15 protein-coding genes are annotated in these 18,668 nt (G+C 73.0%); 2 read left to right on the forward strand and 13 right to left on the reverse strand.

What is annotated here, in order from left to right; all coding sequences use genetic code 11:
• Positions 1 to 407: 407 nt before the first annotated feature.
• From tyrS to QYM41_RS07695, 6 genes are all read right to left on the reverse strand, one after another.
• Positions 408 to 1,718 (reverse strand): tyrosine--tRNA ligase, encoded by a 1,311-nt coding sequence (tyrS, locus tag QYM41_RS07670; RefSeq protein ID WP_368799151.1) that lies wholly within the window; start codon positions 1,716 to 1,718, stop codon positions 408 to 410.
• Between the two features lie 71 nt (positions 1,719 to 1,789).
• Positions 1,790 to 4,048 (reverse strand): HelD family protein, encoded by a 2,259-nt coding sequence (locus QYM41_RS07675; RefSeq protein ID WP_368799152.1) that lies wholly within the window; start codon positions 4,046 to 4,048, stop codon positions 1,790 to 1,792.
• A gap of 118 nt (positions 4,049 to 4,166) precedes the next feature.
• Positions 4,167 to 4,673: an adenine phosphoribosyltransferase gene (locus QYM41_RS07680; protein WP_438612565.1), complete on the reverse strand. Its 507-nt coding sequence runs from the start codon at positions 4,671 to 4,673 to the stop codon at positions 4,167 to 4,169.
• 45 nt (positions 4,674 to 4,718) lie between these two features.
• A complete protein-coding gene (locus QYM41_RS07685) occupies positions 4,719 to 5,414 on the reverse strand; it encodes a DNA-3-methyladenine glycosylase (protein WP_368799154.1) in 696 nt (231 codons plus the stop codon).
• Complete coding sequence (gene argH, locus QYM41_RS07690) at positions 5,411 to 6,859, reverse strand: argininosuccinate lyase (protein WP_368799155.1); 1,449 nt, start codon at positions 6,857 to 6,859, stop codon at positions 5,411 to 5,413. Before argH ends, QYM41_RS07685 begins: the two co-directional genes overlap by 4 nt.
• A 152-nt stretch (positions 6,860 to 7,011) precedes the next feature.
• Positions 7,012 to 8,223 (reverse strand): argininosuccinate synthase, encoded by a 1,212-nt coding sequence (locus QYM41_RS07695; protein ID WP_368799156.1) that lies wholly within the window; start codon positions 8,221 to 8,223, stop codon positions 7,012 to 7,014.
• A gap of 401 nt (positions 8,224 to 8,624) precedes the next feature.
• Here QYM41_RS07695 and QYM41_RS07700 point away from each other — a divergent pair, with 401 nt between their 5' ends.
• Positions 8,625 to 10,298: a catalase gene (locus QYM41_RS07700; protein ID WP_368799157.1), complete on the forward strand. Its 1,674-nt coding sequence runs from the start codon at positions 8,625 to 8,627 to the stop codon at positions 10,296 to 10,298.
• 120 nt (positions 10,299 to 10,418) lie between these two features.
• Here the strand turns inward: QYM41_RS07700 and QYM41_RS07705 are convergent, their stop codons facing one another.
• Positions 10,419 to 11,939 carry a long-chain-fatty-acid--CoA ligase gene (locus QYM41_RS07705; protein ID WP_368799158.1) on the reverse strand — a complete coding sequence of 507 codons (1,521 nt, stop codon included), beginning with the start codon at positions 11,937 to 11,939 and terminating at the stop codon, positions 10,419 to 10,421.
• A gap of 191 nt (positions 11,940 to 12,130) precedes the next feature.
• Here QYM41_RS07705 and QYM41_RS07710 point away from each other — a divergent pair, with 191 nt between their 5' ends.
• Positions 12,131 to 12,601: an ankyrin repeat domain-containing protein gene (locus tag QYM41_RS07710; RefSeq protein ID WP_438612561.1), complete on the forward strand. Its 471-nt coding sequence runs from the start codon at positions 12,131 to 12,133 to the stop codon at positions 12,599 to 12,601.
• A gap of 34 nt (positions 12,602 to 12,635) precedes the next feature.
• Here the strand turns inward: QYM41_RS07710 and QYM41_RS07715 are convergent, their stop codons facing one another.
• The 6 genes from QYM41_RS07715 to argC are packed head-to-tail and all read right to left on the reverse strand — an operon-like array spanning position 12,636 to position 18,664.
• Complete coding sequence (locus tag QYM41_RS07715; RefSeq protein WP_368799159.1) at positions 12,636 to 13,130, reverse strand: arginine repressor; 495 nt, start codon at positions 13,128 to 13,130, stop codon at positions 12,636 to 12,638.
• Positions 13,127 to 14,098: an ornithine carbamoyltransferase gene (gene argF / locus QYM41_RS07720; RefSeq protein ID WP_438612562.1), complete on the reverse strand. Its 972-nt coding sequence runs from the start codon at positions 14,096 to 14,098 to the stop codon at positions 13,127 to 13,129. Before argF ends, QYM41_RS07715 begins: the two co-directional genes overlap by 4 nt.
• Positions 14,099 to 14,106: 8 nt before the next feature.
• Positions 14,107 to 15,435 (reverse strand): acetylornithine transaminase, encoded by a 1,329-nt coding sequence (locus tag QYM41_RS07725; RefSeq protein WP_368799161.1) that lies wholly within the window; start codon positions 15,433 to 15,435, stop codon positions 14,107 to 14,109.
• Positions 15,432 to 16,361, reverse strand: coding sequence for an acetylglutamate kinase (gene argB / locus QYM41_RS07730; protein ID WP_368799162.1), 930 nt, complete (start codon positions 16,359 to 16,361; stop codon positions 15,432 to 15,434). The genes QYM41_RS07725 and argB overlap by 4 nt, the downstream gene beginning before the upstream one ends.
• A 42-nt stretch (positions 16,362 to 16,403) precedes the next feature.
• Positions 16,404 to 17,618 (reverse strand): bifunctional glutamate N-acetyltransferase/amino-acid acetyltransferase ArgJ, encoded by a 1,215-nt coding sequence (gene argJ, locus QYM41_RS07735; RefSeq protein ID WP_368799163.1) that lies wholly within the window; start codon positions 17,616 to 17,618, stop codon positions 16,404 to 16,406.
• Positions 17,615 to 18,664, reverse strand: coding sequence for an N-acetyl-gamma-glutamyl-phosphate reductase (gene argC, locus QYM41_RS07740; protein ID WP_368799164.1), 1,050 nt, complete (start codon positions 18,662 to 18,664; stop codon positions 17,615 to 17,617). The genes argJ and argC overlap by 4 nt, the downstream gene beginning before the upstream one ends.
• Positions 18,665 to 18,668: the final 4 nt, after the last annotated feature.

The following is an 18,668-nucleotide window of genomic DNA, read 5'->3' on the forward strand; positions in this document are numbered from 1 at the left end:
ACCCATCAACCGAAAATAAAAAATCGGTATCAACAAACATGGCACACTATTGAGTTCTCAAACAACAGACCAGCAACCAGGCACCAACACCCGGAAACCGTGTCGAAAATTTTTTGTCCGCCCCGGCCGGAACGTTCCGTTCCCCGCCTCAGGCAGCTCGATCATCCTACGCAGTCCGTTCTCGGCGTGTCAACTTGCGCTGACCCGGGTCCGGACCGACCGGGACGGTCGATCCCGCATGAACTAGGCAGGACCCGGAGGACCTGCTGCTCTTTGCGGTGGTGTCGTCCGCCGGCCTCTCGGCCCTGCCTGACGACTCGATGAACATTACACCCCCGCCCAGGGGCCTGCAAGCTCGGCTCCCGGACGGGGGTGAGGGGTGCTCGGTCGCGCGGACCGCGCCGGGGTCAGGCCTCCACAGTGACGGCGGCGAGGTGCTTCTTGCCGCGCCGCAGCAGCGCCCACCGCCCGTGCAGCAGCTGGTCGGGTCCGAGCTCGGCGTCCTCGCCGACGACCTTCTCGTTGTTGACGTAGGCCCCGCCCTCCTTGAGGGTCCGGCGCGCGGCGGACTTCGACTCCGACAGCCCGGTGGCTACGAGCAGGTCGGCGACCTGCAGCGATCCGGATCCCACGCTCGCGCCCGGCAGCTCGCGGGCCACCGAGCCGAGGGTCTCGGCGTCGAGTTCCGCGAGCTCGCCGCGGCCGAAGACCGCGGCCGAGGCCGCGATCGCCTTCTCGGTCGCCTCGACCCCGTGCACCAGGGTGTTGACCTCCCAGGCCAGGACCTTCTGGGCCTCCCGCTTGTAGGGCTCCTCCGCCACCGCGCGGGCCAGCTCCTCGATCTCCTCGCGGGTCCGGAAGGTGAAGACCTTCAGCCGGTCGACCACGTCGGCGTCGGCAGTGTTGAGCCAGAACTGGTAGAAGGCGTACGGCGAGGTCAGCTCCGGGTCCAGCCACACGGCGTTGCCCTCGGACTTGCCGAACTTCGTGCCGTCCGAGTTCGTGATCAGCGGGGTGCCGACGGCGTGCACGGACCTGCCCTCCACCTTGCGGATCAGCTCGGTCCCGGAGGTCAGGTTCCCCCACTGGTCGGAGCCACCGGTCTGCAGGGTGCACCCGTGCTCGCGGTAGAGGTTCAGGTAGTCCAGCCCCTGCAGGATCTGGTAGCTGAACTCGGTGTAGGAGATGCCCTCCTCCGAGTGCAGCCGCTTGGCCACGATGTCCTTCTTGATCATCGTGCCGACCCGGAAGTGCTTGCCGATGTCGCGCAGGAAGTCGATGGCGGAGAGCGGGGAGGTCCAGTCCAGGTTGTTGACCATCACGGCCCGGTTCTCGCCCTCGAAGGACAGGAACCGCTCGACCTGGGCCCGCAGCAGCTCCACCCACTGCCCGACGGTCTCCTTCGAGTTCAGGATCCGCTCGGAGGTCTGCCGGGGATCGCCGATCAGTCCGGTGGAACCGCCCACGAGGCCGATGGGGTGGTGGCCGGCCAGCTGGAGCCGGCGCATGAGCAGCAGCTGCACCAGGTGACCGAGGTGCAGGGACGCCGCGGTGGGGTCGAACCCGCAGTAATAGGTGACCGTCTCCTCCGACAGCGCCCGCTCGAGGGCCGCCTCGTCGGTCGACACGTGCACGAGCCCGCGCCACTGCAGCTCCTGCCAGACGTTGGCGAAGGACGGATCGTTGTGCTGGGAGTCCAGGTCTATAGCGTTCGACACGGCTTCCAAGGTACCAGGACGCGGAGACGGATCCGCCTCCGCGGCCCCCGGGGCTCCCGGGGGCCGCGGGCTCAGAACCGGTCGAGGCCGGCGGGGAGCCGGCGGGCGGCGACGACCCGCAGCCGCTGGGTGGGGCGGGTCATGGCGACGTAGAGGTTGCCGACGCCGCCGCCGACCTCCTCGACGAGGGCCTGGGGCTCGAGGACCACGACCGAGTCGAACTCGAGTCCCTTGGCGTCCCACGCGGAGAGCACCACGACCTGCCGGTCCAGCCGGCGGACCCCGGCGCCCACGAGGCCGGGCAGGGCCCCGGCCAGCGCGGTGCCGATCTCCTGCACCCGGTCCTCGGGCACGATCACGGCCACGAGCCCGCCGTTGACGACCTCGAGCTCGGCGCGCACCTGGTCGAGGACGGCCTCGGCCGCGTCCGCCGGGTCGACGCGCTGCACGATGGGCGCCTCCCCCTCGCGGACGGCCCGCGGGGCGGAGAGCTCCAGGCCGGCGGCCCGGGCGACGTCGACGGCGGCCTCCGCGATGGCCGCCGGGGTGCGGTAGTTGACCGTGAGCTCGTCGAGGACGAACCGCTCCCCCACGAAGGGCTCGAGCGCGTCCTGCCAGCTGCGGGCGGCGGTGGCGGAGCCGGCCTGGGCGATGTCGCCGACCACGGTGAACGACTTCATGGGGCACCGGCGCATGAGCACGCGCCACTGCATGGGCGAGAGCTCCTGGGCCTCGTCGACCACGACGTGCCCGTAGGCCCACGTGCGGTCCGCGGTCGCGGCCTCGGCCGCGGTCATCCGGTGCTGGGTCACCGCGTTGAAGTCCGTGAGCTGGGCGGCGGTCACGATGCCGTCCGCGCCGACGTCCTCGAGGCTCTGGTGCATGTTCTGCAGCGCGTGCTCGGCGTTGTCGGTGGCCTTGCGGTGCTCCCGGTCCGCCTCGGCCCGCCGGCGCACCCCCGCCTGGTCGAGGTCGCCCAGCAGCTCGGCCGCCTCGTCCAGCAGCGGGACGTCCGCCACGGTGAAGGGGGCGTCGGCCGGGCGCAGCAGGGCCTCGATCTGCGCGGCGTCCAGGTGCGGGGCGGCGGACTCGAGGTAGTGGCGCTTGCTGAACAGCTGGCCGACGAGCGTCTGCGGCGTCATGGGCATCCACGCGAGGTTGAGCGCGATCCGCACGTCCCGGGCCTGGCGGATGTCCTCCGCCAGGTAGGACCGGTCCATGACGTTGCCGCTCGTCGTGTTGAGGTGCTCGCCGAGCTGCTCGGTGAGCTCGCGCAGCACGATCTTCACGAAGGTGTTGCGCGCCTCGTTGTGGGGCTTGCCGGTGGCGCGAGCCTTGTCCCGGGCGCGCTTGACCGTGCGCGGGGTCAGGGTCACGCGGTGCGTGTCGACGTGCAGGACCTGTTCCCGCGCGGGCACCTTCTGCCGGTCCCGCACGGCGCGGGCGACGACCTCGGCCATGTCCAACCCTGCCTTGAGCCGGGCGGTGCGCGGGTCGCGCTCCGGGACGGCGGCCACACCCGGGAAGAGCTCGGACAGGGAGGACATCACCACCCCGGTCTCCCCCAGCGCCGGCAGCACCCGCTCGATGTACCACATGAACGACGACGACGGACCGACGATGAGCACCCCGGCCTTGCGCAGCCGCTCCCGGTGCTCGTAGAGCAGGTACGCCGCCCGGTGCAGCGCCACGGCGGTCTTGCCGGTGCCGGGCCCGCCCTGCACCACGCGCACGCCGGGCAGAGGGGCGCGGATGATCCGGTCCTGCTCGGCCTGGATCGTCGCGACGATGTCCGACATCCGCCCGGTGCGCTTCTGGTTCAGCGCCGCCAGCAGGGCGCCCTCCCCGTGCAGGACGCCCTCGTCCTCGAGCATGTCGGGGTCCAGGACGTCGTCCTCGAGCGCCGCCACGTCGCGGCCCTCGAGGATCAGGTGGCGGCGGCGCCGGACGCCCATCGGGCTCTGCGCGGTGGCCTGGTAGAAGGCGGCCGCCTCGCGGGCGCGCCAGTCCACCATGAGCCGCTGGTGGTCCGCGGTGGCCAGACCGATGCGTCCCACGTAGCGGCGGTCGCCGTCCTGGCCGTCCAGGCGGCCGAAGACCAGCCGGTGGTTCACCGCCTCGAGCTGGGCGAGGCGGTCCTCGTAGTGGGACGCGAACGCGTCCCGCTCGGCGCGGTTCTGGTGGTTGCCGAAGGACTCGCTCCGGCGCACCGCCGCGAGCTCCGCGGTCTTCTCGGCGCGCAGCTCGTCGAGCCGGTCGTAGAGCATCGCGACGTACGCGCGTTCGACGGCCAGTTGCTCGGCCGCCATCGTGGCAACGGTCTCTGCCATGGGGGGACACCTCGTTCCGGATCGAACAGACCATCGATTCTACCGGTCCGCGGGCGCCGCCACGGCGACCGGGCCGCACCGTGCGTAACAGGCGTTCGCCCCGCGGCGACGCCCCTGGTCAGACGCGGTACAGCGCCCGGACGCGGTGCCCGCCCAGCCGGCTGCGGCCCCGCAGGTCGGTGAGCTCCATGATCAGTCCGAAGCCGGCCACGTGCAGCCCGGCCCGGTGCAGCAGCTGCGCCGTGGCCCCGAGCGTGCCGCCGGTCGCGAGGATGTCGTCGAGCACGAGCACGCGGGCCCCGCGGGGGACGTCGTCGGTGTGGATCTCCAGCACCGCCGAGCCGTACTCCAGGACGTACTCCTCCCGGTAGGTCTCCCGCGGCAGCTTCCCGGCCTTGCGCACCGGGATCAGGCCCACGCCGGAGGTGTAGGCCACGGCCCCGGCCATCAGGAAGCCCCGGGCCTCGATGCCGGCCACGTAGTCGAACTGGCCGCGGAACGCATCGGCCAGCGCGTCGGCGGTCCGCCGGAATCCGGGGCCGTCCGCGAACAGGGGCGTCAGGTCGCGGAAGAGGATCCCCGGCTCCGGGTGGTCGGGGATCTTCACGCACAGGCGCTCGATCATCTGCTCAACGGATTCAGTCACGCCGCTCATGCTAGCCGCCCGGGCTCAGCGGCGGCGCCGCGGGGCCGCGGCACGGTACGGGGAGACGGAGGGCTCACCCGGCAGCCACCAGCGCCAGGGGAACACGGAGGTCCCGCCGGCGCCGGAGACCCCGGTGCGCGGTCCGCTCGCGGCCGCCGCGCACTCGCCCGGCGGGGGCAGGCGCAGGAAGAAGCCCGGCGCCGCGGCGTTCTCCTGCGCCGTGAGCGGGGCGCCGTCGTGGCTCCGGTCGATCCCCAGCGCCTTGGCGAGGTTGCCGGGTCCGCGGGCCAGCGCGGCGTCCGGCACGGGCCCGGACCGGCCCGCCAGACGGCGGGCGCGGGCCAGGTCCGTGCCGCCCACCACCTCGCCGGCCCGGAGCAGGCACCCGCCGGCGGTGCCCTCGGGGCGGCAGACCAGGTTCACGGCGTGGTGCATCCCGTACGTGAAGTAGACGTAGACGTGGCCGGGCGGGCCGAACATCGAGGCGTTGCGCACCGTCCGGCCGCGCCACGTGTGCGCCCCGGGGTCCGGGAGGTCGGAGCCGTCCGGGCCGCCGTAGGCCTCGACCTCCGTGATCCGCAGCGTCACCGTGCCCTCGGGGCTCCGGCGGCCGAACAGGGCCCCGAGCAGCCGGGGCGCCACCTCGGGGGCCGGCCGGGACAGCAGCTCGAGCAGCGCCGGCTCCGGGCCCTGCCCGCCGACCGGCCCGGTGCGGCTCATCCGGCGACGACGGGGGCCCGCCGCGAGAACTCCGCGGCCGCGGCCACCTGGCGCTCGAGCTCACCGATCTGCGCCGCTACGGCCGAGGGGGCCGTGCCGCCCTGGGCGCTGCGGGAGGCCAGCGATCCCTCGACGGTGAGCACCTCGCGCACCCCGGGGGTGAGCCGCGGGGAGATCGCGGCGAAGTCGGCGTCGGAGAGGTCCCACAGCTCGATCCCGCGCTGCTCGCAGACCCGCACCGTGTCCCCGGCGATCTCGTGGGCGTCCCGGAAGGGCACGCCCTGGCGCACGAGCCACTCGGCGACGTCGGTGGCCAGCGCGAAGCCCTGCGGGGCGAGCTCGGCCAGGCGCGCGGTGTGGAACGTCAGCGTCCCGATCATCCCGGCCACGGCGGGCAGCAGCACCTCGAGCTGGTCGATGGCGTCGAAGACGGGCTCCTTGTCCTCCTGCAGGTCCCGGTTGTAGGCCAGCGGCAGGCCCTTGAGCGTGGCCAGCAGTCCCGTGAGATCGCCGATCAGCCGGCCCGCCTTGCCGCGGGCGAGCTCAGCGATGTCCGGGTTCTTCTTCTGCGGCATGATCGAGGATCCGGTCGAGAAGGCGTCGTCGAGGGTGACGAACGAGAACTCCTTCGTGGCCCACGTGGTGATCTCCTCGGAGATCCGGGACATGTCCACGGCGATCATCGCGGTGACCCACGAGAACTCGGCGTAGACATCCCGGGACGCGGTGCCGTCGATGGAGTTGTGCACCGCGGAGTCGAAGCCCAGCTCGGCGGCGACGGCGCGGGGGTCCAGCCCCAGGGAGGACCCCGCGAGCGCGCCGGAGCCGTAGGGCGAGACGGCGGCGCGGGCGTCCCAGTCCACGAGCCGCTGGACGTCGCGCAGCATCGCCCAGGCGTGGGCGAGCAGGTGGTGGGACAGCAGCACCGGCTGGGCGTGCTGGAGGTGCGTGCGCCCGGGCATCGGGGCCTCCGGGTGGGCCTTCGCCTGGTCCAGGAGGGCCTGCACCACGTCGAGGACGTTGCGGGCGATGATCGAGGCGTGGTCGCGCAGGTACATCCGCCCCAGGGTGGCGATCTGGTCGTTGCGGGAGCGGCCCGCGCGCAGCTTGCCGCCCAGCTCGGGCCCGGCGCGCTCGATCAGCCCCCGTTCGAGGGAGCCGTGGACGTCCTCGTCGGAGGGGGCCGGCACGTAGGCCCCGGAGCGGACGTCCGCCTCCAGCCGGTCGAGCGCTGCGAGCATGCCCTCCAGCTCACCGTCGGTGAGCAGCCCGGCGGTGCGCAGCACGCGGGCGTGGGCGCGGGAGCCGGCGATGTCGTAGGGGGCCAGCCGCCAGTCGAAGTGCGTCGACCGGCTCAGCTCCGCGAGGGCGTCGGCCGGTCCCCCGGCGAAGCGCCCGCCCCAGAGCGCGCCCTCGTTGGTCCCGTGCTTGTCCTGCTGCGCCATGTCTCTCCTCGTTCCGTCCTGGCCGTGCGGTCCCGGCCGCACCCGGCCGCCGGGGCCGGGTGCTCCGGCGTGCGCGGAGGGCCCCACCGCCGGGATGGGGCCCTCCGTGGTCGTGCCCGTTCCTGCTCGGCACGAGCCTACGTGCTCCTGGTCTACTTGCCCTCGGCCGCGAGCCGCTGCTCGCGGGACGCGGCGACCTTCGAGGACATGCCGAACAGCTCGATGAACCCGCGGGCCTGGGACTGGTCGAACGCGTCGCCCTCGTCGTAGGTGGCGAGGTTGAAGTCGTACAGGGACGTGGCGGAGCGGCGGCCGGTGACCGTGGCCTGACCCGCGTGCAGGGTCATCCGGATGTCGCCGTCCACGTACTTCTGGGTGTCCTGGATGAAGGCGTCGAGGGACTGCTTGAGCGGGGAGAACCACTGGCCGTCGTAGACCAGCTCGGTCCAGCGCTGGGTGGCGATCCGCTTGAAGCGGGCCTGCTCGCGCTCGACCGTCACGTTCTCGAGCTCCCGGTGCGCGGCGATCAGGGCCATGGCGCCGGGGGCCTCGTAGACCTCGCGGGACTTGATGCCCACGAGCCGGTCCTCCACGATGTCGATCCGGCCCACGCCCTGGGCCCCGGCGCGCCGGTTCATCTCCTGGATCGCCTGCAGCGGGGTGACGGGCTCGCCGTCGAGGGCCACCGGGATGCCGCCCTTGAAGCTGATCACGACCTCGTCCGCCGGCGGCGGGAACGTGGGGTCGTCCGTGTAGTCGTAGACGTCCTTGGTGGGGGCGTTCCAGATGTCCTCGAGGAACCCGGTCTCCACGGCGCGGCCCCAGACGTTCTGGTCGATGGAGAACGGGTTCTTCTTGGTGGTGGCGATCGGCAGGTGGTGCTTCTCGGCGTAGTTGATGGCCTTGTCGCGCGTCAGGGCGAGGTCGCGGACGGGGGCGATGCACTTGAGCTCCGGGCCCAGCGTCTGGATGCCGACCTCGAAGCGGACCTGGTCGTTGCCCTTGCCCGTGCAGCCGTGGGCCACGGTGGAGGCCCCGAAGCGCTTCGCCGCGGCCACGAGGTGCTTGACGATCACGGGCCGGGACAGGGCGGACACCACCGGGTAGGCGTCCATGTACAGGGCGTTCGCCTGCAGAGCGGGCATGCAGTACTCCGCGGCGAACTCGTCGCGGGCGTCGGCCACGTAGGCCTCCACGGCGCCGCAGTCCAGCGCCCGGCGGCGGATGGTCTCGAGGTCCTCCCCGCCCTGCCCGACGTCGACGGCCACGGCGATGACCTCGGCCCCCGTCGCCTCGCCGATCCAGCCGATGGCCACGGAGGTGTCGAGGCCTCCGGAGTAGGCCAGCACAACGCGCTCGGTCACGGTGTTCTCCTTCGTCGGTGGTCCGGGCGCCACGACGTGGCCCCGCCTTCTGTGCATGACTATACACGCTCACTTGTATTTATGCATCACGCCCCCGGGGGCCGGAAGGCCGGCGGCGCCCACCCACGGCCGGCCTGCCACCCTCCGGTCCGGGCGGACGGCCGGGAACGTCCGCCACGGGCCCGGACCGCGGCCCCGCACCGGGCCGGCGCCGCGTCCCCGCACGCCAGAACGCCGCGACCGGCGCGCCACTCCGCAATTATGAGTCGCTAGCAATAGCCGGGAGGTTCCGACATACTGGTCCCGAGGTGTCGTCCTCACCGATGAGCACACCCGGGCAGGACGGAGCGCACGCGCCCCGGCCCTGTCCGACACCCGGTCCCTACCCCGAGAGGAACCCCATGACGAACGTTCCCGACCAGACCCTGACCACGCGCCAGGGCCACCCGGTCCGCGACAACCAGAACACCCGCACGGTCGGCTCGCGAGGCCCCGCGACCCTCGAGAACTACGCCTTCCTCGAGAAGATGAGCCACTTCGACCGCGAGCGCATCCCCGAGCGCGTGGTGCACGCCCGCGGCACCACCGCCTTCGGCTACTTCGAGGCCTACGGCGCGTACGGCGACGAGCCCATCGAGAAGTTCACCCGCGCCAAGGTCTTCTCCGAGGCCGGCAAGCGCACCGACGTGGCCGTGCGCTTCTCCACCGTGGCCGGCGGCCGCGACTCCTCCGAGGTGGCCCGCGATCCCCGCGGCTTCGCCGTGAAGATGTACACCGAGGAGGGCAACTGGGACCTCGTCGGCAACAACCTGGGCGTGTTCTTCATCCGTGACGCCATCAAGTTCCCCGACTTCATCCACTCCCAGAAGCCGGACCCCGTGAACTTCGAGGCGTCGGTGGCCAACCGCGCCTTCGACTTCTTCAGCCAGTCGCCCGAGGCGATGCACATGATCACGATCCTCTTCTCCCCGCGGGGGATCCCGGCGGACTACCGCCACCAGCAGGGCTTCGGCGTCAACACCTACAAGTGGGTCAACGCCGCCGGGGAGTCCCTCCTGGTGAAGTACCACTGGATCCCGAAGCAGGGCGTGAAGTCCCTGACCTCGGCCGACGCCGCCAACATCCAGGCCCAGACCCTGGGCTCCCACACCAAGGACCTCTACGACGCGATCGAGGCCGGCGACTACCCCGAGTGGGAGCTGCAGGTCCAGGTCATGGAGGACCACGACCACCCCGAGCTGGACTTCGACCCGCTGGACGACACCAAGGTCTGGCCGGAGGAGATCTTCCCGCCCCGGCCGGTCGGGCGGATGGTCCTCAACCGCAACGCCGAGAACTTCTTCGCCGAGAACGAGCAGATCGCCTTCGGCACCGGCGTGCTGGTGGACGGCCTGGACTTCTCCGACGACAAGATGCTCGTGGGGCGGACCTTCTCCTACTCGGACACCCAGCGCTACCGGGTGGGCCCGAACTACCTGCAGCTGCCGGTCAACGCGCCGAAGGCCCCCGTGGCCACCAACCAGCGCGACGGCTCGATGGCCTACGGCGTGGACCACGCCCCGGGCCAGAACCCGCACGTGAACTACGAGCCCACCATCACGGGCGGTGTCCAGGAGGCCCCGAAGGGCGAGGACTACCACCCCGAGGTCGGCCCGGAGATCACCGGCCGCGTGACCCGCGCCCGGATCGAGCGGACCAACGACTACCAGCAGGCCGGTGAGCGCTTCCAGCTCCAGGAGGAGTGGGAGAAGGAGGAGCTCATCGCCAACCTGGTCGACGCGCTCTCGCAGTGCGACCGCCCGATCCAGGAGCGCATGGTCTGGCACTTCTACATGGTGGAGGACGAGATGGGCCGCCGCGTGGGCGACGGCATCGGCGTCTCCCTCGAGGACGTCAAGGACCTGGGCCCGCTGCCCACCCAGCGCCTGTCCGAGGCCGAGCTGCAGCGCGTGGCGAACCTGGGCAACAACGGCCCGCGCAGCGTGGAGGGGCTCACCATGACCCACTGCGTGCCCAACGAGCGCGTCGTCGTCGAGCGGGAGCCCCAGCAGAGCCCCGCGATGATGTCCAGCTGACCCGGTGACGGGAGGCGCCCCGCCGGGGCGCCTCCCCGGGGTCCGAGGGACCCGCGCACGAGAGAAGGGGCCGGCCGCTGACCAGCGGCCGGCCCCCTCTCTCACGCGCTGCGGGCGGGCTCAGCCGCGGCGCCCGGCGCCCTCGAGGTCGAGGGAGCGCTTGAGGATCTTGCCCGTGGGGCCCTTCGGCAGCTCGTCGACCACCTTGTAGTAGCGCGGGTGCTTGTACTTGGCCACCCGCTCGCGGACGAAGGCGTCCAGCTCGTCGACCGTGGCGTCCCGCTCCTCCTCGGGCACGTCGCGGAAGGCGACGACGGCGGCGACCTCCTCGCCCATCGCCTCGTCCGGGACCCCGACGACCGCGGCCTCGGCGATGCCCGGGAACTGGTAGATGACCTCCTCCACCTCGCGCGGGTACACGTTGTAGCCCCCGCGCAGGACCATGTCCTTCTTGCGGTCCACGATGTAGTAGAAGCCGTCCTCGTCCACCCGGGCGAGGTCCCCCGTGTGGAACCAGCCGTCGCGGATCGCGGCCGCGGTGGCCTCGGGATTGCGCCAGTAGCCGGCCATCACGTACTCCCCGGCCACGACGAGCTCGCCGACCTCCCCGGCCGGGAGCTCCTCGCCGAGGTCGTCCACGATCCTCAGCTGCGCCCCGCGCACCACCGTGCCGATCGAGCCCGGCCTGCGGCCGTGCTCCTTCTGGTTGAAGCACACCACCGGGGAGGTCTCGGAGAGCCCGTACCCCTCGTAGATGGGCGCCCCGAAAACCTGCTCGAAGCGCTCCAGCACCTCGACCGGCAGGGGGGACCCGCCCGAGACCCCGGCCCGCAGGTGCGGGAGCTCCACGGGGCCCTCGCCCGCCGCGGAGAGCAGGGCCACGTACATGCTCGGCACCCCGGCGAAGACGGTGACCTCGTCCCGCGCCAGGATCTCCAGCGCCCGGGCCGGGTCGAAGCGCGGCAGGAGGGTGACGGCCGCCCCGGCCTGGACCACGCCGTTGAGCGCCACGGTCTGGCCGAAGACGTGGAAGAACGGCAGGGCCCCGAACATGACGTCCCCGGGACGCAGATCGAAGAGGCTCGCGGACAGCTCCGCGTTGGTGCGCAGGTTGTGGTGGGTCAGGACGGCGCCCTTGGGCCGGCCCGTGGTGCCCGAGGTGTAGAGCAGCACGGCGGGCTCGTCGTCGTCCCGGTCGGCCGTCCCGGGCCGGGGCGGGACGTCGCCGAGCGCCTGCAGCGTGCCGGCGGCCGAGATCTCGACGACCGGGACGTCGCGCTCCGAGTCGGCGATCGCGCTCCGGGTGGCCTCGGCCATGGCCTCCCACACGAGCACCAGGGACACCTCGGCGTCCTCGAAGTGGTAGGCGAGCTCGCGGGGGCTGAGCAGGGGGTTCAGGGGCACGACGACGCCGCCCGCGCGCAGGATCCCGTAGTAGGCGATCGGCATGTGCGGGACGTTGGGCAGGATCATGGCCACCCGGTCCCCCTCGCCGATGCCCCGGGCGGCGAGCATCGACGCGACCCGTGCGGAGAGGTCGTCCAGGGCCCCGTAGCTCAGGACCCGGTCGTCGAGGACCACGGCCGGGGCTTCCGGCCGGGCCGCGGCCGTGTCGGTGAGCAGGGTGGCGAGATTCGTCATGGGGGAACTCCGGATCCCCGGTGCCCGGGCACCGGCGCGAGGAAGGGACGGGTGGTGAGCTGTGTCACACGAGCGTGCCAGCCGGTTACTGCGACGTCAAGACCCGGATATCCGGAGCGGGGCGCGCCGCGGGGCCCGTCCCCGTTAAACTGCCCTGCAGGCCATCATCCGATCCAGCGCGAAGGACCACCGTGAGCGAGCACCCTCAGCACCCCCAGCACCCCCAGCAGCCGCAGCAGCCGCAGGCGTCCCCCGAGGGGGCGGCGCCGCAGCTGACCGAGGACGAGATGGCCTACGTGCTGTCCCTGTTCGAGATGGCCCGCACGGGCGACGCCGAGAACCTGCTGCCGGCCGTGCGCGCGGGCGTGCCGGTCAACCTGACGAACAGCAAGGGCGACACCCTGCTGATCCTCGCCGCCTACCACCAGCGCGAGGAGACCGTCACCGCCCTCCTCGAGGCCGGTGCCGACCCGGACCGGGTCAACGACAACGGTCAGACGGCGCTGATGAGCGCCGTCTTCCGGGGCAACGAGCCGATCGTCCGGGCCCTGCTGGCGGCCGGCGCCTCCCAGACGGCCGGCGCCCACTCCGCCCTGGACTTCGCCCGGGTCTTCGAGCGCACGGAGCTCGTCCCCGTCCTGGAGGAGCACACGGCGCGCTGAGGCCGCCGCCCGTCCCTGCCCGGACGGCCCCGGCTCACTCCGCGAGCTCGAGAAAGCGGCGGGCCACCGCGGGCCCGCCGTCGGCGTCCCGGCACACGACCATGATCGTGTCGTCGCCGGCGATGGTCCCGAGCACCGCGGGCAGCACCGACGTGTCGATGGCGGACGCGAAGTACTGGGCCGCCCCCGGCGGGGTGCGCAGCACCACGAGGTTCGCGCTCGCCTCGGCCGTGACCAGCAGCTCCCGGCACAGCGCCGCCAGGCGGGCGTCGAGGATCTCCTGGGTGATCCCCGAGGCCGGCGAGCGGTCCGCCCCGGCCTGCGGGACGGCGTAGACGAGGGCGCCGGAGCCGTCGCGGACCCGGGCCGCGCCGAGCTCCACGAGATCGCGGGAGAGGGTCGCCTGGGTGACCTGGACGCCGTCCTCGGCCAGGCGGGCGGCCAGCTCGGCCTGCGAGTGGATCACCCCGCCGGTCACGAGGGCCACGATCCGGGCCTGCCGCGCGGTCTTGGTGGCGGGGATGCTCATGCCGGGACGGCGGGGGTGTCGGCGGCGTCCAGGTCGTAGCGCCCGGAGCGGGCCATGAGCCACACCAGCAGCGCCTTCTGGGCGTGCAGCCGGTTCTCGGCCTCGTCCCACACCACGGACTGCGGGCCGTCGATGACCTCGGCCGCGACCTCGGAGCCGCGGAACGCGGGCAGGCAGTGCAGGAACAGCGCACCGGGCGCGGCCCGGTCCATCGCCGCCGCGTCCACGGCGTAGGCCCGGAAGATCTCCGCCCGGGCCTCGGTCTCGGCCTCCTGGCCCATCGACACCCAGGTGTCGGTGCACACCACGTCCGCCCCGGCGAGCGCCTCGGCCGGGTCCGCGGTCACGAGGACGGAGCCCCCGGTGCTGCCGGCGCGCTCCTCGGCGGCCCGCACGACCTCCGGGTCCGGCTGGTGGCTCGCCGGGCCGGCCACGCGCACGTGCATCCCGGCGGTGGCCCCGCCCAGGAGGTAGGAGTGGGCCATGTTGTTGGCGGCGTCCCCGAGGTAGGCGAAGCTGAGCCCCGCGAGGTCCCCCCGGTGCTCCCGGACGGTGAGCAGGTCCGCCAGGATCTGGCACGGGTGGTAGGCGTCGGAGAGCCCGTTGACGACCGGCACGGTCGAGACCGCGGCCATCTCCTCCAGGCCGGACTGGGCGTAGGTGCGCCACACGATGGTCGAGACCATCCGGGAGAAGACGCGGGCGGTGTCCGCGATGCTCTCCTTGCCCAGCTGGGACTCCCCCGGGTTGATCACCAGGGGGTGGCCGCCGAGGTCGACGATCCCCGCGGAGAACGAGACGCGGGTGCGGGTCGAGGTCTTGTCGAAGACCACGGCCACGGTCTGCGGCCCCGCGTAGGGGCGGTGGGCCCAGCGGTCGGCCTTGAGGCGGGCGGCGAGCTCGAGCACCTCGGCCTGCTCCTGCTGGGAGAGGTCGGTGTCGACGAGGAAGTGGCGGGGGGCGGTCATGGACGGGTTCATGCTTCTTTCGGCGGGGTCTCGGCCGTGGTCGCGGCGGGGGCCGTGACGGCGGCGGTGGCGGTGCGGAGGATCGCGGGGAGGGCGTCCAGGAAGGAGCGGGCCTGCTCCTCGGTGAGGATCAGGGGCGGGGCGAGGCGCAGGGTGCCGGGCCCGGTCGCGTTGACGATGAACCCGGCCTCCCGGGCGGCGTCGACCACGGCGGGGCCGAACGGGGCGCCGGCGCCCTCGGGGACCTCGAGGTCGGCCCCGATCAGCAGCCCGCGCTGGCGGACCTGCCCGATGCCGGGGACCGAGCGCAGCCCCTCCCCCAGCACGGCGCCCACGGTCCGGGCGTGCTCGAGCAGGCCGTCCTCCTCGATCACCGTCACGGTCGCGAGGCCCGCGGCGGTGGCCGGCGGGTTGCCGCCGAAGGTGGTGCCGTGCTGCCCGGCGCCCAGCAGCGCGGAGACCTCGGCGCCGACGGTCAGCATCGCCCCGATCGGGAAGCCGCCGCCGAGCCCCTTGGCCAGCGTGATCGCGTCCGGCAGGTCGGCGCCGGTGAGCTCCGCGGAGGAGGCGAACCAGCGGCCGGTGCGGCCCATCCCGGTCTGCACCTCGTCCACGACCAGCAGCGCCCCGTGCCGGCGGGTGAGCTCCCGGGCGGCCCGGAGGTAGCCCTCGGGCAGCTCGCGCACACCGGCCTCGCCCTGGACGGGCTCCACGATGAGCGCGGCGACGGTCCCGTCGAGGTGCTCCTCGAGGGCCTCGACCGTCGCCGGGATGTGCTGCACCCCGCCGGGCAGGGGCTCGAAGGGCGCCCGGTACGCCTCCTTGGCGGTCAGGGCGAGCGCGCCCATGGTGCGGCCGTGGAAGGCGGACTCGAGGGCGAGGACGGTGCCGCGGGGCCGGCCGTCCGGGCCGGGGTGCTCCTGGCCGTGGCGGCGGGCCAGCTTGAACGCGGCCTCGTTGGCCTCCGCCCCGGAGTTCGCGAAGAAGACGTGCGAGCCGGCCGGCGCCCCGGCCAGGGCCAGCAGCTTCCCCGCGAGGGCGATCTGCTGCGGGGACGTGAAGAAGTTGGAGACGTGGCCGAGGGTGCCCAGCTGGCGGGAGACGATCTCCACCCAGCGCGGGTGGGCGTGGCCGAGGGCGTTCACGGCGATGCCGGCGAGCAGGTCGAGGTAGTCCCGGCCGTCGGCGTCGGTGACCACGGCGCCCTTGCCGTGGGTGAGCACGAGCGAGGGCTTGCCGAAGACGCCGAGCAGCGAGTCGGCGTACTCGCCGAGCAGGGCCGTCTGGGCCGAGTACCGGGAGGTGGTGTGCTGGGCGGTGGTGTGCTGGGCGGTCATGACGATGCTCCGTGGTCGGGGACGAGCTGGGTGCCGATGCCGGTGTCGGTGAAGATCTCGAGCAGGCAGGAGTGCGGGCTGCGCCCGTCGACGATGGACGCCCGGCGCGCCCCGCCCTCCACGGCCCGCAGGGCCGCCTCCATCTTGGGGATCATCCCGGCCTGCAGGTCCGGGAGCATCGCGCGCAGCTCGGAGGCGGACAGGGACGCGATGAGGGAGTCCCGGTCCGGCCAGTTCGCGTAGAGGCCCTCGACGTCGGTGAGGGCCACGAACTTCTCGGCGCGCAGGGCCACGGCCACGGCGGCCGCGGCGGTGTCCGCGTTGACGTTGAGGATCTCCCCGGTGGGGCGTCCCTGCGCGTCGACCTCCGGCGCCACGGAGGAGATGACGGGGATCCGCCCGGCCTCGAGGAGCTGGGTCACGGGCTCGGCGTTGACGCCCACCACCTCGCCGACGTGGCCGAGGTCCACCTCCTCGCCGTCCACCACCGTGCCCCGGCGGACGGCGCGGAACAGCTCGGCGTCCTCCCCGGAGAGGCCGACGGCGTACGGGCCGGTGGCGTTGAGCAGGGACACCAGCTCCCGCTGGACCTGACCGGTGAGCACCATCCGGATGGCGTCCACGGCCTCCCGGGACGTGACCCGCAGGCCTCCGCGGAACTCGGACTCGATGCCCAGGCGCTCCAGCATGCGGTTGATCTGCGGCCCGCCCCCGTGCACCACGACCGGCTTGATCCCGACGTGGCGCAGGAACACCATGTCCTCCGCGAAGGCCTGCCGCAGCGGTTCGGACACCATGGCGTTGCCGCCGTACTTGAAGACCATCACGGAGCCGGCGTAGCGCTGGATCCACGGCAGGGCCTCCATCAGGGTGCCCGCCTTCAGCCGGGCGGTCTCGTAGCGGGTCGGGTCACTGGGGTCGGTCATGGTTCTCCTGCGCCGGGGTCGGGGGCTGTCCTGGTGGGCCGGTCAGCTCGAGTAGGCGCTGTTCTCCTCGACGTAGTCGTGGGTGAGGTCGTTGGTCCACACGGTGGCGTCCGCGTCCCCGGCCTTGAGGTCCACCAGGACGGTCACCCGGCGCCCGGCCGCGAGGTCCACGCCCTCGCGCGGGTCCCCGATCATGCCGTCGCGGCAGACCATGACGCCGTTGATGGTGACGTCGAGCCGGTCGGGGTCGAACGCGGCGTCGGTGGTGCCGACGGCGGACAGGACGCGCCCCCAGTTGGGGTCGTTGCCGAAGATCGCGGCCTTGAAGAGGTTGGAGCGGGCCACGGAGCGGCTCACGTCCTCCGCCTGCCGTTCGGTCGCGGCGTTGACCGTGGTGATCTCGATGTCGTGGGACGCGCCCTCGGCGTCCGTGATCAGCTGCTGGGCCAGCGAGTGGCACACCGCCGTGACGGCCTGGCTGAACTCGAACTCGTCCGGGGTGACCCCGGAGGCGCCCGAGCCGAGCAGGACCACGGTGTCGTTGGTCGACATGCAGCCGTCGGAGTCGGTGCGGTTGAACGTGACCTTCACCGCGTCCTCGAGCGCCCACTGCAGGGCGTCCGAGGAGAGCTCGGCGTCGGTGGTGAGGACCACGAGCATCGTGGCCAGGCCGGGGGCGAGCATGCCCGCGCCCTTGGCCATGCCGCCGACCGTCCACCCGTCGCGCACGTAGGCGGCCTGCTTCGAGACGGAGTCGGTGGTCATGATGGCCCGGGCCGCGGCGGCCCCGGCGTCGTCGTCGGCCCCGAGCGCCTCCACGACCCCGGGCAGGCCGCGCTCCATGACGTCCATGGGCAGCTGGACGCCGATGAGCCCGGTGGAGCACACCACCACGTCGCCGGCGCCGACGCCGAGCGCCTCGCCGACGAGCTCCGCGGTCCGGTGGGAGGCCTGGAAGCCCTGCGGGCCGGTGCAGGCGTTGGCCCCGCCGGAGTTGAGGACCACGGCGGCGGCCTTCCCGTCCGCGGTCGCGGCCTTCGACCACTGGATGGGGGCGGCGGAGATCCGGTTGGTCGTGTACACGGCCCCCACGTGGTGCTGCGGACCGTCGTTGACCACAAGGGCGAGGTCCGGGCCCCCGGAGTCCTTGAAGCCCGCCGCGGTGCCGGCCGCGCGGAAGCCCTGGGCGGCGGTCACGCCGCGGGTGGTGTCGACCTGCAGGGTGCCGGCCGGCTGCTGGGACGGGTACGTTCTCACGGTGCGACTCCTTGGAGGTTCAGGCCGGTGTCCTCCGGCAGGCCGAGGGCCAGGTTCATGGACTGGACGGCACCGCCGGCGGTGCCCTTGACGAGGTTGTCGATGACGCAGGTGACGACCACCCGGCCCGCCCGTGCGTCGAGGGCGAGCTGGAGCTGGGCGTGGTTGGAGCCGGCCACCGACTTCGTGGCCGGCCACCGGCCCTCGGGCAGGACGGTGACGAACTGCTCGTCCGCGTAGGCGGACTCCCAGGCCTCCCGCAGCTGAGCGGCGCCCACGCCCTGGGCGACGCGCGCGGTGGCGGTGGTGAGGATGCCCCGGGGCATGGGGGCCAGGGTCGGCGTGAAGGAGATCCGCACGCGCCGCCCCGCGGCCTTGGACAGGCCCTGCTCGATCTCGGGGGTGTGCCGGTGGGCTCCGCCGACCCCGTACGGGCTCATCGAGCCCATGACCTCCGAGCCCAGCAGGTGCGCCTTGACGGCCTTGCCGGCCCCGGACGTCCCGGACGCCGCGACGATCACGACGTCCTCGGGCTCCAGCAGCCCGGCGGCGAACCCGGGCCCGAGCGCGAGCAGCGCGCTGGTCGGGTAGCAGCCCGGGACCGCGATGCGCCGGGCGCCGCGCAGCTGTTCGCGCTGGCGGGTCCCGGCGGTGTCGACGACCAGCTCGGGCAGGCCGTACGGCCACGTCCCGGCGTGCGGGGAGCCGTAGAACTGGTCCCACTCCTCGGCGGAGTCCAGCCGGTGGTCGGCGCCGGCGTCGACCACCACCGTCTCCGGCGGCAGCTGCGCGGCGATCGCGGCCGAGGCGCCGTGCGGGAGCGCGAGGAAGACCACGTCGTGCCCGGCGAGGTTCTCCACCGTGGTGTCGACGAGCACCCGGTCGGCGAGCGAGTGCAGGTGCGGCTGCAGCTCCCCCAGCCGCTGGCCCGCGTTGGAATGGGCTCCCACGGCCCCGATCTCGATCTGGGGGTGGCCGGCGAGGATCCTCAGGACCTCGCCGCCGGCGTAGCCGGAGGCCCCCGAAACTGCTGCGCTGAACGTCATACGG

It is taken from the genome of Kocuria oxytropis (genome assembly GCF_040981195.1).
Taxonomy (GTDB): domain Bacteria; phylum Actinomycetota; class Actinomycetes; order Actinomycetales; family Micrococcaceae; genus Kocuria; species Kocuria oxytropis.